Source organism: Haloarcula rubripromontorii (assembly GCF_001280425.1).
In the GTDB taxonomy this organism is placed as follows: Archaea; Halobacteriota; Halobacteria; order Halobacteriales; family Haloarculaceae; genus Haloarcula; species Haloarcula rubripromontorii.
This window is the reverse complement of sequence record NZ_LIUF01000001.1, coordinates 817670-843328: the sequence shown is the minus strand read 5'-3', so window position 1 is coordinate 843328 and position 25659 is coordinate 817670. Positions and strand designations below refer to the sequence as shown.

The following is a 25659-nucleotide window of genomic DNA, read 5'->3' as shown; positions in this document are numbered from 1 at the left end:
TCAGTGCTCGTCGCGCAGTTCCATGTCGGCGACGATTTCGTAGGGGTGCTGTCCCTTCCGGATGCCGTCGAGCAACTGGAAGGATTCATCTGGCGCGAGGAAGTGCCGGGTCACAGCCCGGCCAAGCGGCGTCGGTTCGAGGCCGTCGATGAACTCGTATTCGAGCAGTTTCCCGAGTGCGTGTTTCGTCGGCACCTCGCCGACCATCCGGTCGTTGAGCCGCTTGGCCTGCTTTCCGGCGACAGTGACGTTAGCCAGCGTCTCTTCGACGGCCGCCCCCTCGTCGTAGCGTGTGATGACCGGCTCCATCTCGCCTTTCAGGAGCTTGAACGCCACTTCGTCCTCCGTCATCTCCATGCTGTTGTGGTACGAGCAGTCCGGTTCGACCAGCATGTAGACGGTGCCCTTGTCGTGGTAGTCAGGGCGGCCGGCGCGGCCGAGCATCTGGCTGAACTCCTGGACGGTGAGCCACTCGATGCCCATCGCCAGCGAATCGAAGATGACCTGCGAGGCCGGGAAGTCGACCCCCGCCGCCAGCGCCGCCGTCGTCACGACGGCCGCGAGGTCCTGGTCCGCGAACTGGCGCTCGACGCGCTGGCGCTTCCGGTTGTCCAGTCCGGCGTGGTACGGGGCCGAGGAGTACTCCAGTTTGCGTGAAATCTGGTGGCAGCGCCGCCGGGAGTTCGTGAAGATGATTGTCTGGCCGCGATAGCCCTTGCTGGATTTGTTGTCGAACGCCCGCTTGACGAGCTTCTTTTCCGTCTCGATTTTCTCGCGCCCGTCGGCGAATGTGACGTGCCGTTCGATGGGGACCGGCCGCTCCTCGAACTCGATGAGCGTCGCCCGGAGCTGGTCGGCCAGCTGGCCGGGGTTACCGACCGTCGCCGAGAGGTAAATCCACTGCGTGTCGCCGCTGTCGGGCGACCCCCCGGACTCACAGTAGTACTTCAGCCGCGAAATCAGGCCGTCGAGCCGGTGGCCCCGCTCGTCCTCGCCGAGCGTGTGGACCTCGTCGATGACGACGGTGCCGACGGTCCCGAGGTCCTTGCCGGTCCGGAGCGCGTGGTCGATTCCCTCGTAGGTCCCGACGATGACATCGGCTTCGGGGTCGAAGCGCCCGCCCTCGTCGGCGATGCGGCTCGCACCGACCCGGAGCGACACGTCGACCATGTCGCCGTAGCGGTCCTGGAACTGCTCGTATTTCTGGTTCGCGAGCGCGACCAGCGGAACGAGAAACAGCATCGTCCCCTTGCCGTTCAGCACGCGGTCGATGCCGGCCATCTCGCCGATGAGCGTCTTCCCCGTCGCCGTCGCGCTCACGACCAACTGGTCGCGGCCCTCCGTGGCCCCGTGTTCGACGGCGAGGCTCTGGACTGGCAACAGCGTCTCGAACCGGGATTCGAGATGCTCTTGCATCCCCGGATGGAGGTCCAGCGAGTCCACTCGGACGGGGTCGACCTCGTCGACGGTCGCCGAAATCTCGTCGAACTTCGTCAGGTCCGGGTCCAGTTGGCCCGACAGGAGGTTCGTCACGCGGTCGAGGTCCTGTACTTCGAGCAGCAGTTCTTCGAGGCGGTCGCGGGCGTCGCCGCTGATACTGCCTTTAAATGCGAGTTCGCGGTCGAGCTGCTGGCGAGCGCACTCCGGGCAGATGGTCTCGTCGTCGGTCTCGATAGCGGTCTCGCTCGTGATCGGCGAGTAGCGCCCGTCAGAGGCACAGAGCCGGCAGGTCCGGACGACCTTGGCCTCGATCTGGTACGCGTCGAGCATCTCGCGGATGCGGTCGCGTGCAAGCGGGGCGGTCTGTTCTGAAACCCGAATGCGGGCCGCACGGCGGGCGAGGTCGACGAACTGGTCGGGCGAGCGAAGCTCCTCGCTGGTCCCGTCCTTGACGCGGAGGCGACGCGGGCGGGGGCCGGCGTCGGTCTCCTTGAGTTCGAGGATGCCGTGGAAGAGCCGCTCGCCGTCCCGGTGGGCGGCGACGCGGAACTCCTCGCCGTGTTCGTGGAGGAACAGCGTCTCTACCTGTGCGGCCTGCTGTGACACAGTTGTCTAGTGGCGACTGCGCTACTTGAGCGGTTCGGACTAGGTGTGAGTGGTGCTGGTGTTGTGACGGCTTGTTTGCCAGCCAGAACGTCCGCTGGTAGTCACTTCTGGAGCTTGATTTCGTCGTCGCCGGCGGGAACCGCACAGAGGAACGCGCCCGGTTCGTTTCCCTCGTTGCGGTACCAGTGGACTGCGCCGGCGGGGATGTGGAGGCTGTCGCCGGCTTCGACCTCGTACTCTTCGCCCTCGATACCGACGGTGTAGCTTCCCGAGAGGACGTACTGCTCGTGTTCGATTTCGTTGGTATGTTTCGGCACGCTCCCACCGGGGGCGAGGGTGAAGCGACGGATAGCGAGATTCCCGCCGCCCTGTTCTTCGCCGACGAGGACGCCCTTTTCCAGCCCGTCGGCCGCGTCGACGGGTTCGTACTCGATGTCCTCGGCCCGGTGAATCAGTGGCTCGCTCATATGCGGTCTATCGCGGGTCCAGCGCAAAACCGTACCGGCAGCGGTGACTGCAGCAGTCCCGCCAATGGGGCTTAAGACCGTCCCGCGTCAACTCCTCGATATGCGCCGGTTTCGTATCGGAAGCGCGTTCGGAATCCCGATCCAGTTGGACCTGACGTTTCTCCTCGTGCTACCGCTGTTCGCCTGGATTATCGGGACACAGATCGAGCAGACGACAGAGCTGTTGAACGGGACGTTGAACGCCGGGCTGGACGCCGCCGTCCTTACTGACGGCGCACTCGTCTGGGTACTCGGCATCGGTGCGGCCGTCGGCCTGTTCGCCGGCGTCGTCCTCCACGAACTCGGTCACTCCCTCGTGGCCATCCGCTATGGCTTTCCCATCGACTCCATCACGCTCTGGCTGTTCGGCGGCATCGCCCAGCTCAGCGAGATGCCCGAGGACTGGAAGCAGGAACTGGTCATCGCCATCGCCGGCCCCATCGTCAGCATCGCCGTCGGCGCTGTCTGTTTTGTCGCGTTCCAGTTGCTCCCGAGCGGCGCGGCGACGGCCATCGAATCAGCGCGGTTCATCCTCGGCTATCTCGCGCTGATGAACATCGCGCTGGCGGCGTTCAACATGCTCCCGGGGTTCCCGATGGACGGCGGTCGCGTCCTGCGTGCGCTGCTGGCCCGCCGACGGTCCTACGCCCGAGCGACGACACTCGCCGCCGAGGTTGGGAAGGTGTTCGCCGTCTTTCTCGGCCTCTTTGGCATCTTCGTCCTCGGAAATATCTTCCTCGCCGGGCTGGCCTTCTTCATCTACATCGGCGCAGCGGGCGAGTCCCGCCAGACCTCGATGCGGGCCGCGTTCGAGGGGGTCACCGTCGCGGACGTGATGACGCCGGCAGACCACGTAACAACGGTCCCCGAAGACATGTCCGTCCGGGAGCTCATCCAGACGATGTTCAAGGAGCGCCACACCGGCTATCCGGTCGAGCGCGGCGGCGAGGTCATCGGCCTCGTCACGCTCGAAGACGCCCGCGCCGTTCAGGAGGTCGAGCGCGATGCCTACACCGTCGGCGACGTGATGACGACGGAAATCATCACGATCAGCTCGGACACCGACGTGATGGACGCGCTGACCTCGCTCCAACAGAACTCCGTCGGTCGGCTGCTTGTCACTGGCGAAGACGACTCCTTCGAAGGGCTGCTCACCCGGTCCGACATCATGACGGCCCTCTCCATTATCAAATCGAGCAGCGACTACACCGCCATCGGTGAGCCGGAAACCGAAACCGTCCGACCCGAGTCCAGAATAGAGCGCTAGCGGTCACTCCGCGGCGAGATACGACATCGCCGCCTCGTCAGAGACCTGCTCGAACTGCTCGTAGTACTGGCCGACGGCGCGGAACTCCGACGGAACCACCAGACAGATCACCTCGTCGACCAGCGCTTCGAGGTCCGATATCGCCCGCGGCGAAGCGACCGGCACCGCGAGGACGAGCCGCTCGGGGTCAGCCTGTCGAATCTGCTCGATGCAGGCCCGGGCCGTCGCGCCTGTCGCCACGCCGTCGTCGACGAGGCACACCCGCTTGCCCGTGAGTGACAGCGATGACTCCGAATCACGGTAGCGCTGGGCTTTCTGTCGGGCGGCTTCGGCCATCTCCGCTCGCGTGTTTGCAACGTAGTCACGGGGAATCTCTCGTCGGTTGATGACATCGCTGTTGAGCCAGACCGAGCCGTCGGCGGCGACAGCGCCGATAGCGTACTCGGGGTTGTTCGGTGCACCGATCTTTTTCGCGACCGCAATATCCAGCGGCACACCGAGCGCGTCAGCGACTGGACGCCCCACCGGCAGCCCACCACGCGGTATCGCGAGGACCATGTCGACTTCGATGTCCCGCTCGCGCAACGCCTCTCCTAGCCGTTTTCCAGCCGCCTGCCTGTTCTCGAACGTCGGAGAGCGGTTGCGTCCCATACTGGTTAGTTCGCTGTCGGGATGCAAATATTTCCGCATTCAGATGGTCAACTGGAAACCGCACGCTAACCGGAGGACATCGTTACTCGGTGTCCAGCGCCGCGGCGACCGCTTCGAGTTCCCCCTTCCGGAAGGGTCGCTCTGCGTCCGCAGGGTCGTCGTCCCCCTGCTCTCCGATTTGCCAGAGAATTCCCGCCCGCATCTGTGGCTTCGATGGGAGTCGGTCCGTGTCGATGTCGTATCCGACAGCCTCACAGATCGCCGCCAGCGCTTCCTTGGTGAACGCAGTCGAGACCGGCCGTTCGTACCGCCCGACAGCCTCGCGGATCTCGTTCCGCAGTTCGTCGACAGTTGGTGACATACCAACACGGGCGGCGGGACCGATTGTGTAGGTTCCGGTTACGCCGGCACACCAGAGGCAGGGGCGTCCGTCCGGGGGATTCCGGCCCGCCACCGCAGTTCCGTCCGCGAGACCCGTCCGAACTCTGCTCGCCGGTGACAGCCCGGACAGAGCGAGACAACGTTGTCCAGCGTGTGTGCGTCCCGAACCGCGAGTACCGGCAGCGCGGCGAACAGCCGGACCGGCACAATGTGGTGCACATCCGGGTTCCGCCCCAGCTCGTCGGCGTCAGCACCACACAGGACGCAGGCGTGGTCGTCCCGCTCTAAGGCTCGTTCGCGCACTGCCCGCCAGCCCGGCCCGTAGTCGCCGACGCCACCGCCGCGCCAGTTCGGATGTCCGTCACCGGTGAACGCCTCCGAGAGCCACTCGGCGTGGCACTCGCGGCTGCAGAGGATGACTTCACTCTGGATCTGACTCGGATATCGTTCAACACGGGCGTCACAAACGTCACAGGAGACCGATAGTTTGCCACCGGACCACGAGTGGTGTGCAGTCCCAGAGATTTGTGGTGGGTCGCGCCACGCCACATTCTCGACACAGTCAGGGCAGTACACGCCGCCTTTTTCTGATGGATAGTACTCGAACTCAGCGTCACAGACCTCGCAGTTCGTCTGCTCCGTTGCATCCGAAAAATTCGGATTCGCTTCTCCTTCGTACGATACGGCGGCATCGTGGCAGTCCTCAGAACAGTAGGTACGGGCAGACTCACAATAGAAGGAGTCTCCGCAGTGGTTGCACTCCCTATTCGGTAACCGCTCGTCGTGGACGCGGCTGTGATGCACTCAAAGGCCACGCCGACTGTCGAACATCCGGCCGCAAGCAGGACATTCGTGTTCTGTCACACTATAGATAACTATGAGGTGGATAGTAAATACTAGTATAGTGAAAATGAGACTAATCGTGCTGATATCCCCACGTTAAATGTTAAAAACTTGATACAGTCCGGGTGCGGGAATTGAACCCACGTCTCAGCCACCACAAGGCTGAAGGATACCACTACCCCAACCCGGACACGCTTGCTGAAGCATCCGTAGATATTCCGCTGGAACAGAAATACGTTACGAATCGGGGAACCAGTGAGTCATGGGAGCGCGTGACAGCAGAGAGACGGCAAGCGGCAGCCAGAGACCTCGACCGCTTCGAGACGCTTTTACACGGCCGAGGCGTAGAAGTCCCTACGCGTGGCCATCACAGACAAAATCTACGTCAAGAACCACCAGCAGCTCGCCTCCCAGCTAGAGACGAGCTTCCCGAAGGGCGCGTTCAAGGGTGCGACGCTGGACATCCTCTTTCAGGGCGAGGGGCTGGCAAAGCTCGACGAGGCCTCCAGAGAGCGGGTGCTCGATTTCGCTGAAGACTTTCTGGACTGTGACTGTGAGGCCAACCCCCACTGTGGCTGTGCCGAGCGGAAGTTCATCTCGTACCTGCTGGAACTGCGCGAGCAGGGGATGGGACCGGACGCCATCGTCGACGTGATGAGCGACGACTACATGCTGTATGCCTATCCGGGTGACGTGCTCTCCTTCCTCGATAACTCCGTCAGAACGTTAGAAGCCGTGGAAACCCTGGCCGACGTCGATGGGCGCGACGACGTGGCCGAAGACGTGCAACAGAAACGCCAGCGATTACTCTAAGTCGTCGAAACTGCCGATGCGGTAGGAGGCGTCGTCCTCCTCGCCCTGGTCGAGGTCTTCGAGGTGGATGACCTCGTCCTGGTCCATCTCGTCGAGTTGCTGCCGGAGCTTCGTGACGTAGCGCTTGTGTTCTTCCAGTTGTTCCCGGAGGTGCTCGGCTTCGAGTTCGAGCCGCTCGTGTTCGCGGACGAAGCTCTTCGGAACTTCGACCTTCGGGGGGAAGCTCTCGGTGCTGGTCTCGGTTGCGTCGTCCTCGAACTCGTGTTCCGGCGCGACCTTCACCTGGCCGTCGTGGGAGACGAGCGTGTCGACGTAGTCCCGGAAAACTGCAGAGAGCGAGATATCGCGCTCCTCAGCGATTTCGCGGAGGGTTTCGAATTTGTCCTCGCTGACGCGAAAGGAGATCGTCTTGTTTTTGTTGCCCATAGTTATGTACTGTTTTAGCAGCAACGTATTTAATCGTTTGTCAGACGCTACCACCGGCGCGTGCCACTGGCAACGCTCGAACCGCTGTGATTTAACAGCCGGCCGACCCCCGTTCCGGACAGAGATGGCGACAGACATCGACGCAACCGCTCACCACTTCGGCATCATCGTCAGCAACCTGGACCGCGCCGTCGAGTTCTATCGCGACGTGCTTGGACTTGACGTACTGACGCGCTTTGCCGTCGGTGGCGAGGCGTTCGGAACCGCCGTCGACATCGAGGGAGCCAGTGCCGAACTGGTACATCTTGACGCTGGCGACGCGCGCTTGGAACTGGCGACATACGAGCCCGAGGGCGAGGAAATGCCCGATCCCGACCTCAATCGACCGGGGGCGACCCACCCCGGGCTGGAAGTCGACGACCTCGACGCTGTTGCCGACCGCTTGCCCGACGATGTCGAGACACTCAGCGGCCCGCAGACGACCGAGAGCGGGACGACAATCATGTTCGTTGTCGACCCTGAAGGGAACCGAATCGAGCTACTGGAGCCGTAACGTCTGTCCCGAAAAAAGCCGCCGGCCGGATTCAGTCCGCGCTGGCTTCGGCCTGCTCGTCCTGTAGGCTCTCCAGCGCACCGACGACCGACTGCCGGTAGTTCTCGATTGAGAGCTGGTCGTACTCCTCGTCGGCCATCGCAATGTACTCGTCGACGGCCGGGTCCTCCATGTCGGCCTCCTTGTACCGCTTGACCCGGTCGAGGGTTCGCTCGGCCGTTTCGACGACCCAGCGATCCCGCGTCGCCTCGTCGACTTCCGAGATAGACTCGGGCCGAATCGAGACGTTCACTTCGCCCTCGTCGGTCTCGTAGGTGCGTGGCTTGCCGACGACGGCGACGTAGGCCGGCGGCTCCAGTTCGCGCAGCATCGACGCCGCGTCGGGCTGGTACTGCCCGGCGTACATGAAGAACGTGTCGCCGTTGGGGTCGACAACCCGTCCCTGCCAGTACTCGCTGTCCTCGCCGACGTCCTCGGTCTCGGTGAGGGTGCCGACTAAGAACACGCGGTTAGCGCGCTGGCCGGTCGGCAGGAGGACGTACACCGGCGCGCGGTCGTCGTCGGATTCCTTGAACGTGTAACTCGCGTCGTTGAACTCGCGTGCGAAGACGCGCCGTGCGACCTCGCGGGTAGGTGTACTCGCCATTTAGATCGACCTCGCTTTGATGAGGATTTCATCTGCATCCACGGCCCCGGTCAGTCGCTCCTGCTCGTCGGCGAGCAAGTAGCGGCCGAAGGTCGGCCCCTGAACGCGGTAGTAGCGGCCGAGGATCTTCTGTCGCATCTCGTCTGCGACGACGGTCGTATCGAGCGCGTCCATCGCCATCTCCTTCGCTTCTTCGAGGGCGATACCGGTCAGTTCCTCGGTCGCGTCCTCGTCGAAGATAACCTCGGTGACTTCCTCGCCGTCATCGAGAACGCCCTTGATGCGGAGGTCGAACTCGCCTTCGACCTCGCCGTGTTCGTTGCAGCGGCCGTTCTGCAGGACGCGTGTGCAATCGTCCTCCGGACAGCGCTTGATGAGCCCGGAGCCCGACTGGATGTCGACCAGCGCGCCGTCGGCCTCGACGCTGTCGTCGCCGACCTCGATTGCTTCGTCGAGTTCCTCGATAGTGGTCGTCCGGTTGAGCTTCACGGAAAAGCGGCCCTGGTACTCGTCGGTGACGACGTTGCGCAGGGCGTAGGACTTGCCTTCTTCGAGCGATGGGAGGTCGGACTTCGACCACTTCGTGAACTTGATCGTGCCCGTCTCGTCGCCCAGCAAGCCGACCTGGGCCACGGCGTCGGCGCGTGGCTCCCAGAGTTCGACGACCGTCGCGCGGACGTCGACCCACTCCTCGGGGGCGTCGACGTCAGCAACGTTCACCTGCTCGTTGCCGCCGCCATCGCCGCCGCCCAGCTGGTCGCGGTCCATGCCGGCCTCGTCGAGGTACGTGTTGACGACGCTCCGGCGGGCCTCGCTGATGGGGACCTGATAATCGTTTACCAGCGTGTCGAGGCGCTCGACGACGTCGTCGACATCGATCTCTAGCTGGTCGGAAAACTGCTCGTGTATCTCTGTCGCGTGGGTACGCAAATCTGACTCAGTCATTGGCTTTCACTGTCTCCGCCTGGTTTTCGTTGGGAGACAATCGAAGGTTGGTCGCCTTCGGTTATAAACACTCGCCCAGCGGAGTGAAAGTGAAATCCGGGAAACGCGAGAAGATTGATTTGTCGGCGGACACAACAGCCGTCATGGCCGACGACGAGCGACTCGCGCGGTTCATCAGGAAGACCCTGCGGTCGGCCGAGCAGCAACTCTCCGACGCCAAGAAGGCCTATCAGAACGGCAAGCGGTCGGCGGAGGCCGGCCTGCCCAGAGACGAGGAGGGGCGGGCCCGCATCGTCTGCCGCCGCCACGCCGAGTACCGCGCGGTGTCGATGGACGAGAAGCGGCGGCCAGTGTGTTACGACGCGGAGAACCCGGACTGCCAGGGTTGTGTCGAGGACATCAGGGACGGCACGATAGAGACGTGGTAAGTCGCTGCCGGCAGTGGGTTCGGCCGGTCTTTACCTCGGTCGCCAGTACAACACTTTAGCACCGGCCGGCTGAACGCAGAGTATGGAGCGACCAATCGTCGCGCTCATTCTGGCCGGCGGGACCGGCACACGGCTGTATCCGGCGAGCCGGAGCGACCGGCCCAAACAGTTCCTCTCGTTCGGGGGCGAGGAGTCGCTGCTCGCCGAGACTGTCGGCCGGGTCGGATTCGCGGACGAGACCTACGTGCTGACCCGGGAGTCGTTCGCCGACGGGGTCCGAGAGCGCGTCCCGAATGCAGCAGTGTTGACCGAACCGGAACCCAAAGATACCGGGCCGGCGCTTGCGTACGCGGCCCACCGCATCCGTGAACAGGTCGGGGACTGCGTCCTGTTGTGTCTGCCCAGCGACCACCGGATTTCGGGGCCGTTCGAGACAGTTACACGGACGGCCGCGCGAGTCGCAGTGGAAACCGAGGGACTCGTCACCGTCGGCATCGAGCCGGACCGGCCAGCGACCGGCTACGGCTACATCAAGCCCGGCGAGTCCGAGAACGGGTTCGCGCCGGTCGAGACGTTCCACGAAAAGCCCGACCGGGAGACCGCGACGGAGTACGTCCGGGAGGGGTTCTACTGGAACGCCGGCCTGTTCGCGTGGACGCCGACCGCCCTCCTGTCGGCCGCGGCGTCCTCGCCGCTTGCATCCATGGTCGAGCGACTCGACGAGGACGCCGATGCGGCGTTCGGCGCTGTCGACCCGGTGAGTGTCGACTACGCTGTGCTCGAAGACGCCGAGAACGCCTTCGTCGTTCCGGCGGCGCTGGACTGGGACGACCTAGGGTCGTGGGATGCTTTCGAGCGCGTCCTCGACAGCCGGGACGGGAACGCGGTACTGGGCGAGGCCGTCACCATCGACGCCAACGGGAACGTGCTGGCGAGCGACGGCCACGTCAGCGCCGTCGGCGTCGACGACCTCGTGATAGCGTCCTTCGACGACCGCACGCTCGTCGTCCCGAAAGACGAGGCCCAGCGGGTTCGGGAAGTGGTGGCAGAACTGCGGGACGACGGGCGCTTCTGACCGGACCGACGGCCAGGCCCGCTAGCTCCGCATCGAGCCGCCGTCGACCGGAATGGCCGTTCCGGTGACGTAGGAGGAGCGGGCCGAGGAGAGGTACGCGACCACGTCGCCGAGTTCCTCGGGCTGGCCGACACGCTCTAAGGGCGCGTCGGACCACGACTCGATACCCTCTTCGTAGGAGTCGTACTCGCCGCGCTCGACGGCGGCCTCGACCAGTTCCTCGATTCGGGGCGTCTCGTGTGCGCCGGGGAGGACGGCGTTGACGCGGACCTCGGGCGCGAACTCCCGGGCCTGCGTCTTCATCAGGCCGATGACGGCCCGGCGGACGGCGTTCGACAGCACCAGGTCGTCGATGACCTCCCGGACCGAGCGGGACGTGATGTTGACGATGGTGCCGGCCTCGGAATCCCGGAGGTACGGGTAGGCGGTCCGGGTGGTCCAGACGGCGCTCATCACCAGCAGGTCGTAGGCGCTGTACCACTCGCGCTCTGTCGTCTCCATGAACGGGCCGGGGGCCGGACCGCCCGCGCTGGTGACGACGTGGTCAAGGCCGCCGAAGGTGTCGACGGTCTGCTCGACGAGCGCCTCGACCTGGTCGGGGTCGGTGATGTCCGCCTCGACGGCCAGTACGTCGCCGTCGCCGACCGATTCGAGTTGGTCCCGGGCCGCGTCGACGTGGTCCGATGTCCGGCCACAGACGGCGACGTTCGCGCCCTCGGCGGCGAGGGCTTCGGCGCTCGCGAGTCCGAGTCCGCTGGTCGCGGCGGTACACAGCGCTGCGTTGCCATCGAGTTCAAGATCCATACTGACAGGAAGGACTGACTGGCTCAAAGAAGTCCCGCTCGCAAACGATTCGACTGACTGTCCTAGCTGCCCCAGAAGTTGTCCCGGCTTCCGAGACGGCGGCCGTCATCGTCGGGGTCGTCGTCCGTCTCGTCGGTCTCGGCGTCGCTCTCACCGGATTCGGCTTCGGACGGTGCTTCGTCCATCTCTAGGCGCTCGATTTCCTCGGCCCGGGCGTGGTTCGAGTGGACGTTCGTCACTTTGACGAGCGAGCGAGCCGGCGGGAGCACGCCATCGACCATGATGATGAAGCCGTCCTCGGTCCGCCCGACACCGGCCCCGCTCTCGTGGATGTCTTCGACGTCGACGGTGACCTCCTCGCCCATCTTGACCGGCTGGCTCTTGAGTTCCGAGATCGGCTGATTGTAGTGATTGCACCACTCGGCACCGCCGCGGTCGCCGTAGTGGGTACAGCCCATCCCCTGGATTCGTTCGGTGAATTTGGGACAGTCGTCTGCGAGCGGACAGTCGGCCATATCAGGGGATAACGTGGCCGCTGGCAAAACGCTTGCGACCCCGTGTCCGAGGTACACGGCCTGTTATTACCTTTGAGATTTTCACCGGCACACATTTTACCGCCACTCGCTGGTTGTCGCGTAGCATTCGGCAGCACCCAGAGCTATGAGAACGCAGCTGTTGACAGGACTGGTTTGTCTCTTTCTGGTTTGCGCGTCCCCGGTCGCCCTCGGTGTCGAGTCGGGACCGCCAGAGCCGGGCAGTCCCGGCGGCGACAGTTCGATTGCCGTCGAGTACACAATCGACAGAGAGCCGAACCAGACCGGTCACGTCCGGGTGACCGCGACGATTAAGCGACCACGGCACGTCACTGGACTGTCAGTACGGACGCCGGCGGAGACGACAGTCCACAGAGCTGACGGACTTCACCCCGATGGTGACCGCTGGCGTCTCAGCGGTGCTGCCAGAACAGCACAGTTGACCTACACTGTGCCAGTCGGACTCTCGACGACGTTCGGCCAGCGGACCGCCGACACCCGCAACTGGACGCTATTAGCCAGACAGGAAGTGTCACTGCGTGCCCGCTGGCGCTGGCACGTCGGGCCGCGGCCGACGTGGAACGAGTCGCTCGCGCTCGCGCCCGGTCAGAGCGGTGTCGCCGGCCGGACAGCCGCCTACATCGGTCCCCACGGGACAGAAACCAAGACGGTCGATGGCGACCGAATCACGCTCATCGTCCCGGCAGCGTCGGAGCTGCGACCCGAGAGAGACGCCATTCTAGACGCTATCAGCCATGCGAAGCGTGCCTCAACCGCCGGGAGAGACCACAACCACGTCCGCGTGTTTGTCGCGCCGAACGAACTCGCGTCCGGCGGGTACGCCCCCTCGAACGGCGAGCCGGACGTCATCGTCAACGCCGGGGAACCCGTCCGCTCCCCGGTCAACGTCTGGGTCCACGAGTACCGCCACACCCGACAGACGTTCGAGTCGACACCGGCGATGGTGTGGCTCGAAGAGGGCAGCGCCGACTACCACACGGCGGCGCTGACCTACGCCGCGGGCGACATTGGCGAAGACCGGTTCCGGGACAGGGTCACGACCGAGCGCCACGAAACCGCCGATCTGACACAGCCCGACAGCTGGGACGGCCCCGGGCCGCAGTACCACAAGGGAACGCGCGTCGTCGCAGCCATCGACGCCCGCCTCCGACAGGCGACCGACGGTCGCCAGACGTTCGAAGCCGTCCTCGGCAGGCTGATGCAGCAGGACGACCGCGTCACTCTCGCGCTGTTCGCCGAGACGGTGTCTTCCGTCGCCGGGACGGACCTCGACGCGTTCGTTCGGGACGCCGTCACTGGCGACGCGCCGCCGGTCCCGATGGACGCGCTCACCGACCTCGGTCCGCGACGGAGCGGGTCGGCAGACACGACTGAGCGGCCGATGAACGCCGCGCCGGCGGTCGAGAGCGCCGCTACAGCGACCAGCGCCGGGGACGGGTCCGGAGCCGGCGTCGGTACTGCGCGACCGGTCACCGACCGCCATGGAGAGTGGACCGTCCTCGGGACGCTGGGCATGCTGACGGTGGTGCTGGTCTCTCGCCAGCGACTGTAACCTTTCCAGACTCGCCTGTTTTGAGAGCGACGCCGCAGGCATCGCGTCCGAGCACCGGCACGCTGGTCTGTGCCGAATATGTTCTTCCACAACTGTCATGCCGACCGCTTCCGTGTCCTCCGGCAATGGCATCACAGTCCATCTTCGAGCGGATCGGCGGTCGCGACGCGGTTGAGGCGGTGGTCTCGGATTTTTACGACCGCGTGCTTGACGACCCGCTGCTCGAACCGTACTTCGAGGAGACCGACATGGACCAGCTCCGCAGCCACCAGGCGCAGTTCATCAGTGCCGTCGCCGGCGGTCCGGTCGAATACGACGGCGACGATATGCAGACCGCCCACGAGGGCATGGGAATCACAGCGGACGCCTTCGCCAGTGTCGCCTCCCATCTCGAAGCTGCGCTCCGCGAGAACGGGGTCCCCGACGACGACATCGAAGCGATCCTCACCGAAGTCGCTGCCATGGAAGACGACATCGTTGAGGCGTAGCTGGTCGTGTCAGGTTTTCATCCCAGAGGCGAGTGGGCTTCTCGACCACGAGACGAAGGCAGTGGCTCTCGTGTTCGGAATCTCCTGTGTGTTTCGGCACGCTTCGGTATCGTTCAACAGCGTCACGGGCACGGTGGGATTCGAACCCACGACCGTCGGATGTCTTCCCCCGATGGCAGCGCCAGCGGGGATAGAAGTCCGACGCTCTATCCGGACTGAGCTACGTGCCCTCGCTGTCGTGTACTTCCGGTAGTGACAAAAGAAATGCGGAACACAGTCGGCAGTCAGTCGTGGGGGTCGAGGTCTTCTTCGACATCGTCGGGCGTTGTAATGGCGTTCACGTTGCCGGTCTGAATCGCTGCCAGTCCATCCAGCCCACAGAGAGCGTCGATTTCGTCCTGTGTCGTCGAGACCAGCAGGTCGTCGAACTGGAGGTGGCGCTCGACGGTCGCACCGGCGGCCTCCGCAGCGGCGGCAACGCGCTCGGGGTCAGCACCGTCAGCCGTTTCGAGAACCAGATCGACGGGTTCGCCGTCAACCGGGTCGGCGCGCAGACTCTCGACGGCACGGGAGACGTACATTATTCGGACGAGGGGCCGCCGGGGCCTTGATTGTGCTGTTCGGGGCGGTCGAAGCGGGCCTCCGCGACGGCAAAGGCAAGCGTACTGACCAGCCCGAGCAGTGTCCCGCCAGTGAGCATTATGGCAAGGTACTCCAAGTCCTGAGCGCCGAGGAAGAAGGCGCTAACGGCGTGTAACACGAGGGCGATAGAGAGGACGTAGAAGGGAGCGTTGAGATATCGCCACCGGAAGCTCCCGTCGAGATACTCGTCGGTCACCCGACCGAGGCTGGAGGTGATACCGGCGGCGGCGAACCACTGGATCGCGCCCGACACCAGCGACGCGATGACTTCGAGTGCATCGGGGTCCGTCTGGCGTTCGAGTTCCTGAACACCGTTGACGCCGCCGATAGCAAGCAGTGCGGCCGCGACGACGTAGGTGATAATCGTCACGCGCCCGGCGTACAGTCCGGCGGTCGTTCGCTCGACCGCTTCGTCCAGTATCTTCTCGGCGCCGAGGCCTCGGGCGAGGATATAGAGTCCGAGCAGGCCGGAGATGACGCCCAGCGCAGAGCCGGGGTAGCCAAGCGCTTCAATAGCGATTGTCAGCGGGTAGATTAGCAGGAGAATACCCAGCGGCACCAGAATCGTGCCGCGGGTTTCCGGGTCATCAAGTACCTGCTTGATGGTGTAGTACATCGATTCGAGGTTCTGGGCCTGACGGACGACGACGCGGCGGACGCCGTCGATGCGGACCCGCGAGCGGATGACGGGGACCACCGACTCGTCCTGTGCGCCGTCGGTGACGATGAGCGCCCGCACGTCCTCGCTGGCCGCCAGCGAGGCGAGAACGGTATCGACCTCCTCGCCGACCGCGCGGTTGGCGGCGACATCGCTCCCGTCGACGCCGGTGACGGCCGCGACTTCGACCGGTTCGTCGGTGATGTCGTCGTAGATGTGAACGCCCTCGAACAGGACGTTCACGTCGGAGTCCTCCGGGTCGTTCGAGGCCAGCGCCACCGCTGCGTCCACGACGGCATCGCGCCCGATGACGGGCGTCTCGATGCCGGTCTTGCGGCCGAGGTCGTCGTCGAGGTCGATACACAGCACCAGCAGCATCTGTCGGCGCTACGCCGTCTGTGTTTAACTTCTTTCGGGACCGGGTCACCCTGATTCCGGGAGCGTGCCTCGGGTCCGGCGTTCGACGAGCAGCAGGGCCGCGAGTCCGAGGATGATGAGGGTGTAGGCCCCGGCCGCGAGGAGGGCAGCCTCTTCGGAGGCGTACTCGCCGGTGCGGAAGATGATGGCCTTCCGGACCATCGCGATGACGCCCGTGTAGATGACAAGGCGGACGATACGCCGGGTCTCGCTCTCCTGGGTGTAGGCGACGACGGTCTGGTACACCTCGACGATGATAAACAGGAGCAGGGCGGTGTCGATGAAGCCGACAACGACCAGCGGATCGGTGATGTCGCCACGGAGCGCACTCTGGAATATCTGCAGCCCCAGGTCGAACACGCCGATGGCAAACAGCAGGACGAGCACCAGCGCCGCGACCACCTCGACGTACCGGATGGCCGTCTCGCTGTAGCCGAGTAGCTTATCATCGAGCGACTCCGCGGCCGGTAGCGGCCCGCCTACGGGGTCGGCCTCCTCGTCATCCATACACACGAAACGAACGCCAGCCCATTCAAAGCGGTCCCTATCTGGCGTGGCCCGGGTCTGACGGTCGCGGCTGGTAAGTGTCCGGCGTCGTGCCCAGTCTGGCAACGAGCCACAGCACTGGGAGCAACAGGACGCTGCCGACGACGAACGGCGACCAGTAGCCGACGGCGAAGTACAGTCCACCCATGACCGGCGGGCCGACGGTCCGGGCGAGGCTGCCAGCGCCCTGCGTGATGCCGAAGGCGCTCCCCTGGAGGGCGGCGCTGGCTCGCTGGGAGACGAGCGCCGTCAACGTCACCGAGAGGACGCCGTTGCCAAGCGGCAAGAGCGTCAACACGAGCAACAGGCCGAGCAGGTCGGCGGTGAGAAACGGGGCGAGCGCGGTCAGGTCTGGAAGGACCGAACCGAGGAGCCGCGAGGCCGGAATGGTACCGACGCCGACGACGAGCAGCCCGGTCCCGAACAGCGAGAGCCGGACCGGGCTGTAGCGGGCGGAGAGCCGCCCGACCAGCACGCCTTGCGTGACGACCGCGAGGACGCCGATGTAGGTCAGCAGGAGCGCGCTCTGTGCAGCTGTGTAGCCGTAGATGTCGGCGACGTAGGGGACGAACATCACCTGGACACCCGAGAAGGCGAAGGAAACGAGGAAGAAAGCCACCAGCAACGGGCGGAGGCCGGGGGTCGAAACCGCCGTCCAGAGCTGGGAAATCGATGAGGTGCGTTCGGTGGTGGGCGCGTCCGCGGACTCAGAGACAGATTTGGACTCGGGGAGAAAGCGCAGGGCGACGACGACGCCACAGAGGCTCGCGGCCGCGGCGGCGAAGCTCGGGAGCGAGAACCGGGTGACGGGGACAGCCGCCGGCAGGACGGCGTCGACGGCAGCGACCGTGGCGTCGAAACTCAACACCGCACCGATGCCGGGGCCGAAGATGAAGCCGAGGCCGAACGCGGCCCCGATAAAGCCAAGGGCGGCGGCCCGGCGCTCCGGCGGCGTCACGTCGGCGACGTAGGCCTGGGCCGTCGAGAGGTTCCCGCCCATCGCGCCGGCGAGCATCCGGGAGACGAACAGGAGCCAGAGCGCGTCGGCCAGCCCGAACACCGTCCACGCAATGACCGAGCCACACAGCGACACCACCAGCACCGGTCGGCGGCCGACGCGGTCCGACAGCGAACCAAGCAACGGGGCGAAGACGAACTGCATCGCGGAGTAGGAGGCCGCCAGCAGGCCGATAACGAACTCCGTCCCGCCGGGGAACGTCCGGGTGTAGTACGGGAGAATAGGAATGATGATACCGAAGCCCAGGAGGTCCAGAAAGACGACAAAGAAGACCACTGCGAGGCCACGGCGGCGGGACCCGGTACTTGTGGTCCCGGTGTCTGTCATACCAGCCCCTGCGTCGGGACGGCGGATAAGCGCGCCGGGGCGATGGCCGGTCCGTGGGCTCGTCTCGCACGCCGAGCGCGATGCGCACGCTTTTTCCCGCTGGGAGCGGTGGCTAGAGACAATGATTTCCGAGGGCTGCGAACAGTGCGCCAAAGGCGGCAAGATGGTGCTGTTCGTCTACGGCTACTGCGACCAGCGAGACTGCTTCTACTGTCCCCTCGGGGAAAACCGCAAGAACGTCACCCAGATGTACGCCAACGAGCGGCCCGTCGAGGATGACGCTGACGTTATCGAGGAAGCCAAGCGCATGAGCGCGCTGGGCACCTCGATTACAGGTGGCGAACCCCAGGAAGTACTCGACCGGACCTGTCACTATCTGGAACTGCTGAAAGACGAGTTCGGCGAGGACCACCACACGCACCTCTACACCGGTATCCCCGGCGGCCGCGAGAACATGCGCCGCCTCTCCGAAGCGGGCCTCGACGAGATTCGCTTCCACCCGCCGCTGGAGCAGTGGGGCGACCTCCACGGGACCGAGTGGGAGGACATCCTCTACATCGCCCGCGAGGAGGGGCTGACGCCGGCCTTCGAGATCCCCGGCATCCGGGCCGAGGAGGAGTTCCTCGAATTCTTAGACGAGGGCGCGGCCGACTTCTGTAACATCAACGAATTCGAGATGTCCGACGGGAACTACCGCCGGATGCAGGAGGAAGGCTTCGAGCTGAAAGACGACCACATGAGCGCCGTCGAAGGGAGCCACGACATTCTGGAGACAATGGGCGACCACGAGAAGGTGTACTTCTGTACGAGTGTGTTCAAAGACGCCGCGCAACACCGCTCGCGGCTCAAGCGGATGGCCCGAAACATCCGGCGTCCGTTCGACGACGTGACCGAGGACGGGACGCTCGTCTACGGGAAGGCCTGGACCTCGGAGGCCCGGCTGGAGTCGCTCGGCGTCCCCGAGGAGTACTACACCGTCAAGTCCGAGCACGTCGAGCTCGCCTGGTGGCTGTTAGAGGAGATGGTCGAGGAAGGCGACCTCGAGAAGGGCGAAATCGTCGAGCAGTACCCGACCTACGACGGGACGGTCGTCGAGCGGACGCCGCTGTCGGGTCCCGCGACCGGTGACCGGGCCACCGCCGACGACTGAGGACCGCCGGGTCCGGGCGGAGTTTTATCTGTCATCTGAGAGAAGTGCCGGTGACCCTCCATGCGATTCGCCATCGACAGCGGGAAACTCCTGTACGCCCTCGGTGTCCTGTTCGCCGCGGCAGCGCTCCTGTATTTTGTCCGTGATGTCGTGTTCGATCTCTCGATAACGGTGAAAGCGGCGCTGCTGTTGCTGGCCTTTATTGCGCTGTTTGTTGCGGGTGTAGCCCTCGAACGAGACGTGCTTGACGTCGTCGCCTTCGCTCTCAGTGGGGTGACCTACGTCGTGTTCGTCGGCTACGTCGTCGTTCGGTATTCGCCCGGCGAGACGGGAACGTTCCTGTTGCTCGCCATGTCCGCAGGACTGTTCGTCGGGCTCGGCTACGCACTCCGGGCAGGGATTCCGACGCCGTCGCGGCGAACGGCGGCGGCCGCCCTCGGCGGCCTCCTCATCGTGAGTGCTGGACTCGTGGGAGCCGACGCGCTCAGCGGCGGGGTGACCTACGATGTGCAGACGAACGAGTCCGTCACCGTCTCGATCCCGGAGACGGAACACACCCCGAACAGGTACCCGTACGTCGAGGGGGAGATCGGAGCCGTGACCGTGTCGAACCCGTCTCCGTTTCTGCGGGCGCTAGATCTCCCCTCACTTTCGGGCTGTCTGGTCGGCCCGACAGAACACCCGGATGAAACCGTCTTTATAAACACCGATATCCAGTGGGATGAGGACACCATCGGTGCTTCGACGACGAAGTCCTACGCCGTCAGGGCTGAGTTACCGATTGACCCGAACCGGACGGAGTCAAAAACGTACGCCATCGAACAGGGACTTGACTGCAGTACGGAGCGCTCTGAGCCAACGCTGGTGGTTCAGGTCGGCGAGAGCGACACGATAGACTGACTACGCCAGTTCTGTGAGACACTCCTGGCAGTAGGTGGCATCTTCCATGTTCGGCGTGCCGCAGGTGTCACAGGTTACGACTGACAGACTGGTCTCCGACAGCGGCGACGACTCAGCGTCACGGACTGCGTCGACCGGCCAGTCAGGGCCAGCCGGCGACTGGTCCTGCATCTCGGCGTGCTGGTGGACCTGTTGGATGAGTTCGTCGTCACGCATCGCTTCGAGGCCGCGCCAGAGCCCCAGAAACAGCAGCGTCGGCGCGACGATGACGAACAGGCCAGCGATGACGCGTACCGCCAGCTCTACCTGGCCGAGTGCCATATGCTCACAATGAACTGGATAGTCGAGTATCCTTCGCCGCAGCCGTCGGCTTTCGGGCCGTCAGGCGGCGTCAACGCCTTCTTGCCTCGTCTCGCTGAAGACAGGGTATGAGTGGTCTTATCGCGGCAATCGGTAGCGTCCTCGCTGTAGTCTTGCTTCTCGGACTGAGCGCGTTCTTTTCAAGTTCGGAGATAGCAGTGTTCTCGCTGCAGAAAGACTGGATAGCACAACAGGCAGCGACGGGGGAACGACGAGCGCAGGTGCTGCAAGAACTGTACGATAATCCACACCGGCTACTGGTGACGCTGTTGGTCGGCAACAACATCGTCAACATCGCGATTTCGAGCATCATCACCGTCCTCGTCGCGAGCTATCTCTCACCCGGACCGGCGGTCGTTGCAACCACGGTCGTGACAAGCGTCCTGATCCTGATTTTCGGTGAGATCGTGCCGAAGGCGTTCGGCCTCGGCAACGCACAGGCGTGGGCACTGACTGTCGCGTCGCCTGTCCGACTCGTCGAGCGCGTACTCTCCCCGCTTATCACCCTGTTCGATGGCATCACTGGCCGGATAACTGCACTCATTACGGGCGAAACGGACATCGAAAAGCCGTATCTGGAGTGACCGTCAGTACTGGTACAGCGAAACGACGAACGGGAGCCTGTTGTACATCCAGATTGCCAGCGGCAGGCCGACGATTGTCAACGACAGCGCGTACGCGACACCGGTCCAGACGCCACTGGCCCACCAGCCGACGAGGACGAACCAGATCGCCCGGACGAGCAATGAGTGCTGCGAGCCGCCAGCACTCTCCGTGACGAGCCGATCACGTCGCTTGAGCGTCAGCACCAGTGGCACCTTGTTTATCATCTTGATGCCCAGCGGGAGGCCGATGATTGTGACGTTCAGGAACCACGCGACCGAGAGCCAGATGCCGGTCACCCACCAGCCGACGAGCAGGAACCACACCGCCCTGACAAAGAGGGACCGCTGTTCACTCATACCTGACCCTACCTCAGCCGGCATCATAAGCTTCCTGTCCAGTGTGTGAGGACAGAATGTGGGGCAGCCACACAGTGTGGGTCTGGCGGTACCCTTCAAACCCGTCCTCAAAGACGAACGTCCCGTCCCGCTGGACGACCTGCACCGACCTTTTTCATCGTCGGGTCACCTTCGGCGACCACTCCTCGAAAAACGTCGATGAAAAAGCCGACCGCTCACTCCGTTCGCGGTCGATACTCAGTCCTCGAACCCGTCTTCAAAGACAAACGTCCCGTCCCGCTGGACGACTTCGCCATCGACTTCGATGAACGAGTCCTCGCTCATGTCGACAATCATGTCCACGTGGACTGCGGACTCGTTTTGGTCGTTCTCCTCGCCGACAGTGGCGTCGTAGGCTCGCCCTACCGCCATATGAACGGTGTCGCCCATCTTTTCATCGAACAGCATATTGTAGGAGAACTGGTCGATATCCCGGTTCATTCCGATACCCAGTTCGCCGAGTCGGCTCGCCCCATCATCAGTCGATAGCACCTCTGTCAGGAGGTCCTCGTTCTTCGCGGCGCTGTGCTCGACGACTTCGCCGCCCTCGAAGCGAAGGAAAACATCAGTCACTTCCCGACCCTGATGGTACAGCGGCTTGTCGAACAGCACCTCGCCCTCGACGCTGTCGGGGACGGGGGCGGTGAATACCTCTCCGCCGGGGAGGTTCTTCTCGCCGTAGTCGTTGAGCGTCTCGTTGCCGGCGATAGACATCGTCACGTCTGTTGTCTCCCCGGAGACGATGCGGACTTCGTCGGCGGGGTCGAGTATCTCGACCATCTGTGACTGGTGCTCGCGAACGGCGTCCCAGTCTTTGAGGACAGCATCCCAGACGAAGTTCTCGTACCCTTCCGTGGACGTCTGGGCGAGCTGTGCGTTGGCGGGCGCAGGATATTGCGTGAGACACCAGGTCTTCGAGAGCCGCTCGTTCAGGAGCGGCTGCTGGGACTGCTGATAGGCGGCCGTTGTTTCGGGGTCGACATCGCTGGTCTCGGTGACATTGTCGCTACCCTTGATCGCGATATACGCGTCCATCTCCTCGTACAGCGCCTCGACGTGGCTCGGTGTCTCAAACTCGTCGCGGTTGCGGAGGTAGGCGCGACGGAACCGCTCGCCGAGGCGGTCCTGCACGACGAGCGGATTTGCGCCACGGTCGGCGGCGAACTCGTGGAGGGCGGTAACGAGATCTGCAGCCTGAGGGTGCGCGTCGATAACGAGGTTGTCGCCTTCGCTCAAATCGATAGAGTGGTCAACAATGACTTCCGCGTGTTCGCGGATACGTGGGTCCATACAGATAGGCACCACCGACGCCTCCTAATCGTTACCCTCCCGGCTACTTCTTCTTGCTCTGCTGGAACCCTTCCTTGAACCCCTGAAAGGTCCGCCGGAGCATCAGATACATGAAAAAGAAAAACAGGAGCACAGCAGCGAGGAGCGCGTACGTGAGCAGGTCAGCCATACCAGCGGTTGTCGAGCCGAGATGAAAATGCTTTCGGGAGGGGTGCCTTCGGGCGTCTGCCGGTCGATTTTGGAGGGTAAAACAGGGGTTTGACCGATAGCTACAACGACCACTGTCCTTTGGCAAAGACTCATAATCCCATAGAACATACAGATAGTCATGTCGTTGCTGCCCTCTCGGGACCCGGCGACCCCGGACGCCGAACCCCGAGTCATCGGTGTCGACAGTGATGATGCGGACGACGTGCTGTCGGCACTCTCGGCAGAGACAGCGCGCAATTTACTGTCAGAACTAAACAAGGAGCCGGCGCCGCCGTCAGAGCTGGCCGACCGGGTGGATACGTCGCTGCAGAACGCACAGTATCACCTGAAGAAACTGAAGAACGCCGGTGCAGTCGAGGTCGTCGACACGGCGTACTCCGAGAAGGGGCGCGAGATGGACGTATTCGCGCCGGCCAACCAGCCACTCGTTATCTGTGCCGGTGACGAACAGGAGACATCGGGACTGCGGGCAGCGCTGGCGAACATTATCGGCGGTCTCGCGATTATCGGCTTCGCCAGCCTGCTGATCCAGCAAGTGTTCGGGAGCGGGCTGGGAACGCTGTTTGGCGGCCCAACAGTGTCGTCCGGAAGTGCGGACACTGGCAGCCGGGACCCGAGTTTTTACGCCGAGAACGCGACTGTGACCGACGGCGGCTTCGAGGCTACTGCGGGCGCACTCGACACCGCCGCACAGGGCGGCGCCGAGGCCGCTGCTGCCGTGATTCCGCCGGGCCTGGCGTTCTTTGCTGGCGGCGCATTCGTCATCGCGGGCATGGCGGCGCTGTGGTATCTGCGACAGTAACCGCTTGCGGCTGTTTTGCTCCGGTATCCCAAAGTGACCACAGGTAGCGTCGCTACGATACGCTCACCGCTCGACGATAGTCGTCGAAATCGGCGTCCCGTCCGGGGAGCGAAGGCGGACGCGAACGTCGCCAGCCATCACGTCCAGTTCCGCGTGGGCCGGTTGATAGCGCCGCGGGTCGGCGTAGCTACCCGGATTGACCAGCGTCCAGCCGCCGAAATCGGTCAGTACGGGTTTGTGTGAGTGACCGACGACGACGATGTCGGCCTCCTCCTGTCGGGCCAGCATGCCGAGTGCGGTTTCGGTGTGCTCGTGCCCGTGGACAACGACGATAGTCAGCCCCTCCCAGGAGACAGTCGCAACGTCTGGGAGTCGATCACGGACCGCTGGTCTGTCGTTGTTCCCGACAACGCCGGTCAGTTCGTCGCATTCGGCCTCGATAGAATCGAGGACCTGCTCGGTCATGAAATCGCCTGCATGGAGAACATGGTCGGCTTCGCGGACAGCGTCAAGCGTCCGACCTGTCAGCCGATGGTCCTCCGTTCCGTGCGTGTCTGAGATAGCAGTGAGCATACTGACGGTAGCGGAGCCAGGTATAAATCCAGAAGCATTTTGCGTTACGGTCGTGACGGAAAAATAATGGCAGGGAGTAAATCGGTCGTCATCGCCGCACTGATAGCCAACGGCGCGATCGCGATTCTGAAGTTCTTCGGCTTCCTTCTTACGGGGAGTGCCGCGATGCTGTCGGAGACGTACCACAGCATCTCAGACACCGGGAATCAGGTGTTCCTGCTCATCGGTATCCGGTTCAGCGAGCGGGAGCGCGACCGCCGTCATCCCTTCGGCTACGGCAAGGCGCAGTTCTTCTATAGCTTCCTCGTCTCCGTGTTCCTGTTCGGCATCGCCGGCTGGGAGAGCGCGAAACACGGCTGGAACGAGCTCACGGCCGGCGGCCACGGCGGGGGTGGACACGCCGGCGAGGCCGTCGAGTTCCTGTTTTTCTCTTTCCAGCCCCCGGCGTGGCTGGACCCGCTGTGGGTCAACTACACCGTCCTCCTCGGCGCGTTCGTGTTTGAGACGTACGCGCTCGTGAAGGCCCGCGCCGAGATGAAACGCCAGATCGACCGCAACGACTGGTCGGGCTACCGCGAGGCGTTCCGCAAGACCAGCGACGTGACCACACTGACCGCACTGACAGAAGACGCCATCGCGCTCGCGGGTATCGTCATCGCGCTGGTCGGCCTGTTCCTCGAACAGCAGACCGGCAACCCCTTTTTCGACCGGATCTCCGCGCTGCTCATCGGCATCATGCTGATGGGCTTTGCCCTGGCGCTGGCCTGGGAGAACAAGCGTCTGTTGCTGGGAGAAAGTCTCCCGACGGACGAGGAACAGCGGCTTCGTGACGTTGTTATGCAGAACGGGAACGTGGACGAAATTATCGGCTTCCGGACGGTGTATTTCGGCCCGAACGAGGTCCTCGTCTTCGCCGACCTGCGGTTCGACCCTGCCCTCGATACGGAGTCGATGGATGCAGAAATAACGGCGCTGGAATCGGCGATGCAGGACACTAACGACGACATCAGGAAAGTCTACGTCGAGCCGGAACTGTAAGGGTCGCTGTCTTCGAGCCACCACGGGATCGGGACGCGGGCGATATCGGTTGTGACCGTCATCGTCGTGTCGATGTCCGGCCGCTCCGGTCGCTGTTCAGTGTGTTCGACGTGTCTGATTACCCCCTGTCGGTCGACGTACAGCCGCGACCGCCCGACCGCGGATTCATTCTCGGCAGTTGGTGTCTCGACCGTATTCGTTGCGGCCAGAACAGCGACAGGCCGTCCGTTCCGCTGGACGGAATCCACCGTCCGATACGCAGTGTTCGACAGGAGCCGTCGAAGCAGGTCAACTCCGGGCGGCGAGGCGGCAAGCGACGTGTTCGGCGTCGCTGGCGTGGTGGCGTACGGCGTATCGGGGTCGTCCCGGACGTTCGTGTACAGCGTCCCGTCGGCGAGGACCACGTCGTCCGATATCGGACCGAACCGCTGTCTGACCCGCTGGATGCCTCGCTGACGGTCGATCCAGACATCGAGCGTGTTCTGTGGCCCGGCCTGTTCGACGTGTCGGTGGAAGCTCCGGTTCGAAAGTGCCCGCTCGTGGCGTTCGAGCAGTCGGTCCACGTCGACTACCCCGTCGCTGGTCGGGACCGGGACCGTGGCGTCCGGCGAACTGGTGGGGACGGGCGCTGGCGTCACCCGATTGCTGTCGTCCACCGTCGAGCCAGCCGGGAGGAAGCCGGAACACCCCGCGAGAAGGGCAATGCCGACGGCGAGCGTGGCGCGCCACATGCGTTCCGTGAGGGGCGC

General features: G+C 63.9%; 32 protein-coding genes and 2 tRNA genes. 12 read left to right on the top strand and 22 right to left on the bottom strand.

The genetic code is table 11. The features are described from left to right. Both AMS69_RS04310 and AMS69_RS04305 read right to left on the bottom strand, forming a co-directional pair. Window positions 1–2046: a DEAD/DEAH box helicase gene (locus AMS69_RS04310; RefSeq protein ID WP_053966842.1), complete on the bottom strand. Its 2046-nt coding sequence runs from the start codon at window positions 2044–2046 to the stop codon at window positions 1–3. 101 nt (window positions 2047–2147) lie between these two features. Further along, complete coding sequence (locus AMS69_RS04305; RefSeq protein ID WP_053966841.1) at window positions 2148–2513, bottom strand: cupin domain-containing protein; 366 nt, start codon at window positions 2511–2513, stop codon at window positions 2148–2150. Between the two features lie 100 nt (window positions 2514–2613). On the opposite strand from AMS69_RS04305, the gene AMS69_RS04300 reads away from it, so the two are divergent. Then, complete coding sequence (locus tag AMS69_RS04300) at window positions 2614–3819, top strand: CBS domain-containing protein (RefSeq protein ID WP_053966840.1); 1206 nt, start codon at window positions 2614–2616, stop codon at window positions 3817–3819. 3 nt (window positions 3820–3822) lie between these two features. Here the strand turns inward: AMS69_RS04300 and AMS69_RS04295 are convergent, their stop codons facing one another. The 4 genes from AMS69_RS04295 to AMS69_RS04280 form a co-directional block, all read right to left on the bottom strand. Then, on the bottom strand, window positions 3823–4470 hold the full coding sequence (locus tag AMS69_RS04295; protein ID WP_053966839.1) for a phosphoribosyltransferase: 648 nt from the start codon (window positions 4468–4470) through the stop codon (window positions 3823–3825). Between the two features lie 82 nt (window positions 4471–4552). Further along, window positions 4553–4831, bottom strand: coding sequence for a hypothetical protein (locus AMS69_RS04290; RefSeq protein ID WP_053966838.1), 279 nt, complete (start codon window positions 4829–4831; stop codon window positions 4553–4555). A 38-nt stretch (window positions 4832–4869) separates the two neighbouring features. Continuing rightward, the gene (locus AMS69_RS04285; RefSeq protein ID WP_238378342.1) at window positions 4870–5655 is read right to left on the bottom strand and encodes an HNH endonuclease; all 786 of its coding nucleotides are present in this window, start codon (window positions 5653–5655) and stop codon (window positions 4870–4872) included. A 158-nt stretch (window positions 5656–5813) separates the two neighbouring features. Continuing rightward, window positions 5814–5884, bottom strand: a tRNA-His gene (locus AMS69_RS04280). 170 nt (window positions 5885–6054) lie between these two features. On the opposite strand from AMS69_RS04280, the gene AMS69_RS04275 reads away from it, so the two are divergent. Further along, complete coding sequence (locus AMS69_RS04275; RefSeq protein WP_004590290.1) at window positions 6055–6507, top strand: DUF5814 domain-containing protein; 453 nt, start codon at window positions 6055–6057, stop codon at window positions 6505–6507. Here the strand turns inward: AMS69_RS04275 and AMS69_RS04270 are convergent. Then, window positions 6499–6933 (bottom strand): CopG family transcriptional regulator, encoded by a 435-nt coding sequence (locus AMS69_RS04270; protein WP_004590291.1) that lies wholly within the window; start codon window positions 6931–6933, stop codon window positions 6499–6501. The two genes, AMS69_RS04275 and AMS69_RS04270, sit on opposite strands and share 9 nt — an antisense overlap. 124 nt (window positions 6934–7057) lie before the next feature. On the opposite strand from AMS69_RS04270, the gene AMS69_RS04265 reads away from it, so the two are divergent. Then, window positions 7058–7486 carry a VOC family protein gene (locus tag AMS69_RS04265; RefSeq protein ID WP_053966837.1) on the top strand — a complete coding sequence of 143 codons (429 nt, stop codon included), beginning with the start codon at window positions 7058–7060 and terminating at the stop codon, window positions 7484–7486. 31 nt (window positions 7487–7517) lie between these two features. On the opposite strand, the gene AMS69_RS04260 is transcribed toward AMS69_RS04265, so the two are convergent. Further along, the gene (locus AMS69_RS04260; protein WP_053966836.1) at window positions 7518–8132 is read right to left on the bottom strand and encodes an RPA family protein; all 615 of its coding nucleotides are present in this window, start codon (window positions 8130–8132) and stop codon (window positions 7518–7520) included. Further along, window positions 8133–9077, bottom strand: coding sequence for a replication factor A (locus AMS69_RS04255; protein WP_053966835.1), 945 nt, complete (start codon window positions 9075–9077; stop codon window positions 8133–8135). A 143-nt stretch (window positions 9078–9220) separates the two neighbouring features. Here AMS69_RS04255 and AMS69_RS04250 point away from each other — a divergent pair, with 143 nt between their 5' ends. Together AMS69_RS04250 and AMS69_RS04245 are read left to right on the top strand one after the other, a co-directional pair. After that, a complete protein-coding gene (locus AMS69_RS04250) occupies window positions 9221–9505 on the top strand; it encodes a DUF7091 family protein (protein ID WP_053967027.1) in 285 nt (94 codons plus the stop codon). 82 nt (window positions 9506–9587) lie between these two features. Further along, entirely contained in the window at window positions 9588–10580 is a 993-nt protein-coding gene (locus tag AMS69_RS04245) for a mannose-1-phosphate guanylyltransferase (protein ID WP_053966834.1), read from the top strand. A 21-nt stretch (window positions 10581–10601) separates the two neighbouring features. Here the strand turns inward: AMS69_RS04245 and AMS69_RS04240 are convergent, their stop codons facing one another. Next, complete coding sequence (locus AMS69_RS04240; RefSeq protein ID WP_053966833.1) at window positions 10602–11384, bottom strand: SDR family oxidoreductase; 783 nt, start codon at window positions 11382–11384, stop codon at window positions 10602–10604. A 62-nt stretch (window positions 11385–11446) separates the two neighbouring features. Beyond that, entirely contained in the window at window positions 11447–11899 is a 453-nt protein-coding gene (locus AMS69_RS04235) for a TRAM domain-containing protein (RefSeq protein ID WP_053966832.1), read from the bottom strand. Between the two features lie 145 nt (window positions 11900–12044). On the opposite strand from AMS69_RS04235, the gene AMS69_RS04230 reads away from it, so the two are divergent. Continuing rightward, window positions 12045–13490, top strand: a complete 1446-nt coding sequence (locus AMS69_RS04230) for a hypothetical protein (RefSeq protein ID WP_053966831.1) — start codon at window positions 12045–12047, stop codon at window positions 13488–13490. A 125-nt stretch (window positions 13491–13615) separates the two neighbouring features. Next, entirely contained in the window at window positions 13616–13978 is a 363-nt protein-coding gene (locus AMS69_RS04225; protein ID WP_053966830.1) for a group I truncated hemoglobin, read from the top strand. 125 nt (window positions 13979–14103) lie between these two features. Here the strand turns inward: AMS69_RS04225 and AMS69_RS04220 are convergent. The 5 genes from AMS69_RS04220 to AMS69_RS04200 form a co-directional block, all read right to left on the bottom strand. Continuing rightward, a tRNA-Arg gene (locus AMS69_RS04220) sits at window positions 14104–14208 on the bottom strand. 54 nt (window positions 14209–14262) lie between these two features. Continuing rightward, window positions 14263–14559, bottom strand: a complete 297-nt coding sequence (locus tag AMS69_RS04215) for a hypothetical protein (protein WP_053966829.1) — start codon at window positions 14557–14559, stop codon at window positions 14263–14265. Continuing rightward, the gene (locus AMS69_RS04210) at window positions 14559–15656 is read right to left on the bottom strand and encodes a DUF373 family protein (protein ID WP_053966828.1); all 1098 of its coding nucleotides are present in this window, start codon (window positions 15654–15656) and stop codon (window positions 14559–14561) included. The genes AMS69_RS04215 and AMS69_RS04210 overlap by 1 nt, the downstream gene beginning before the upstream one ends. Window positions 15657–15701: 45 nt before the next feature. After that, the gene (locus tag AMS69_RS04205; RefSeq protein ID WP_053966827.1) at window positions 15702–16202 is read right to left on the bottom strand and encodes a phosphate-starvation-inducible PsiE family protein; all 501 of its coding nucleotides are present in this window, start codon (window positions 16200–16202) and stop codon (window positions 15702–15704) included. Window positions 16203–16239: 37 nt separating this feature from the next. After that, window positions 16240–17586 carry an MFS transporter gene (locus AMS69_RS04200; protein ID WP_053966826.1) on the bottom strand — a complete coding sequence of 449 codons (1347 nt, stop codon included), beginning with the start codon at window positions 17584–17586 and terminating at the stop codon, window positions 16240–16242. Between the two features lie 121 nt (window positions 17587–17707). On the opposite strand from AMS69_RS04200, the gene AMS69_RS04195 reads away from it, so the two are divergent. Together AMS69_RS04195 and AMS69_RS04190 are read left to right on the top strand one after the other, a co-directional pair. Beyond that, the gene (locus AMS69_RS04195; RefSeq protein WP_053966825.1) at window positions 17708–18736 is read left to right on the top strand and encodes a radical SAM protein; all 1029 of its coding nucleotides are present in this window, start codon (window positions 17708–17710) and stop codon (window positions 18734–18736) included. Between the two features lie 60 nt (window positions 18737–18796). Continuing rightward, window positions 18797–19636 (top strand): hypothetical protein, encoded by an 840-nt coding sequence (locus AMS69_RS04190; protein WP_053966824.1) that lies wholly within the window; start codon window positions 18797–18799, stop codon window positions 19634–19636. On the opposite strand, the gene AMS69_RS04185 is transcribed toward AMS69_RS04190, so the two are convergent. Next, window positions 19637–19957: a zinc ribbon domain-containing protein gene (locus tag AMS69_RS04185; protein ID WP_053966823.1), complete on the bottom strand. Its 321-nt coding sequence runs from the start codon at window positions 19955–19957 to the stop codon at window positions 19637–19639. A gap of 107 nt (window positions 19958–20064) precedes the next feature. Between AMS69_RS04185 and AMS69_RS04180 the strand changes: the two genes are divergently transcribed. After that, window positions 20065–20580 carry a CNNM domain-containing protein gene (locus tag AMS69_RS04180; RefSeq protein WP_053966822.1) on the top strand — a complete coding sequence of 172 codons (516 nt, stop codon included), beginning with the start codon at window positions 20065–20067 and terminating at the stop codon, window positions 20578–20580. A 3-nt stretch (window positions 20581–20583) separates the two neighbouring features. On the opposite strand, the gene AMS69_RS04175 is transcribed toward AMS69_RS04180, so the two are convergent. The 3 genes from AMS69_RS04175 to AMS69_RS21030 all read right to left on the bottom strand — a co-directional run bounded on the left by AMS69_RS04175 (window position 20584) and on the right by AMS69_RS21030 (window position 22456). Then, window positions 20584–20958, bottom strand: coding sequence for a YccF domain-containing protein (locus AMS69_RS04175; RefSeq protein WP_053966821.1), 375 nt, complete (start codon window positions 20956–20958; stop codon window positions 20584–20586). 237 nt (window positions 20959–21195) lie between these two features. Further along, complete coding sequence (locus tag AMS69_RS04170; protein ID WP_053966820.1) at window positions 21196–22287, bottom strand: aminopeptidase; 1092 nt, start codon at window positions 22285–22287, stop codon at window positions 21196–21198. A gap of 43 nt (window positions 22288–22330) precedes the next feature. Continuing rightward, a complete protein-coding gene (locus tag AMS69_RS21030) occupies window positions 22331–22456 on the bottom strand; it encodes a DUF7859 family protein (RefSeq protein ID WP_004959992.1) in 126 nt (41 codons plus the stop codon). Window positions 22457–22615: 159 nt separating this feature from the next. Here AMS69_RS21030 and AMS69_RS04165 point away from each other — a divergent pair, with 159 nt between their 5' ends. Further along, window positions 22616–23299: an ArsR/SmtB family transcription factor gene (locus tag AMS69_RS04165; protein WP_053966819.1), complete on the top strand. Its 684-nt coding sequence runs from the start codon at window positions 22616–22618 to the stop codon at window positions 23297–23299. A gap of 63 nt (window positions 23300–23362) precedes the next feature. On the opposite strand, the gene AMS69_RS04160 is transcribed toward AMS69_RS04165, so the two are convergent. Then, window positions 23363–23872 carry a metallophosphoesterase gene (locus AMS69_RS04160; RefSeq protein ID WP_053966818.1) on the bottom strand — a complete coding sequence of 170 codons (510 nt, stop codon included), beginning with the start codon at window positions 23870–23872 and terminating at the stop codon, window positions 23363–23365. 66 nt (window positions 23873–23938) lie between these two features. Between AMS69_RS04160 and AMS69_RS04155 the strand changes: the two genes are divergently transcribed. Further along, the gene (locus AMS69_RS04155) at window positions 23939–24910 is read left to right on the top strand and encodes a cation diffusion facilitator family transporter (protein WP_053966817.1); all 972 of its coding nucleotides are present in this window, start codon (window positions 23939–23941) and stop codon (window positions 24908–24910) included. Here the strand turns inward: AMS69_RS04155 and AMS69_RS04150 are convergent. Next, window positions 24889–25641, bottom strand: a complete 753-nt coding sequence (locus AMS69_RS04150; protein ID WP_053966816.1) for a hypothetical protein — start codon at window positions 25639–25641, stop codon at window positions 24889–24891. The two genes, AMS69_RS04155 and AMS69_RS04150, sit on opposite strands and share 22 nt — an antisense overlap. Window positions 25642–25659 lie beyond the last annotated feature (18 nt).